General features: G+C 55.6%; 1 protein-coding gene. It reads left to right on the top strand.

Translation table 11 applies throughout. The features are described from left to right. Positions 1-603, top strand: a 603-nt coding sequence (locus tag Q4Q52_RS22190; protein ID WP_311991701.1) for a putative Ig domain-containing protein, incomplete at both ends; no start/stop codon positions are given.

Below are 603 nucleotides of genomic sequence, written 5' to 3'. Positions count from 1 at the left end.
CGTGACCAACGTTAATGACGCACCGACCATCAGTTCAACGGCCATCACTGCTGCCACTCAAGATGCGGCGTACAGCTACAACTTTGCGGCTGCGGATACCGATGTGGGCGATGTACTGACATTGAGCGCGGTGACTAAACCAAGCTGGTTGAGCTTCAATGCGGCCACTGGATTGTTAAGTGGCACGCCAAGCAATGCCGATGTGGGTGCACACCCAGTAACACTGCGGGTGACGGATACGGACGGCTTAACGGCAGAGCAAAGCTTCAGCATTACCGTGACCAACGTCAACGATGCGCCGACGATTAGTTCAACGGCCATCACTGCTGCCACTCAAGATGCGGCGTACAGCTATAGCTTTGCGGCGAGTGATACCGATGTGGGCGATGTACTGACATTGAGCGCGGTGGCTAAACCAAGCTGGTTGAGCTTCAATGCGGCTACTGGATTGTTAAGTGGCACGCCAGGCAATGCCGATGTGGGCGCGCACCCCGTATTACTGCGGGTGACCGACACGGACGGCTTAACTGCTGACCAGTCCTTTAGCATTACCGTGACCAACGTCAACGATGCGCCGACGATTAGTTCAACGGCTATCACTGC

Origin of the sequence: Shewanella sp. SP1S2-4, from assembly GCF_031932075.1 — a bacterium.
Lineage (GTDB): Bacteria > Pseudomonadota > Gammaproteobacteria > Enterobacterales > Shewanellaceae > Shewanella > Shewanella baltica.
This window is presented reverse-complemented; position numbering and strand designations above follow the sequence as displayed.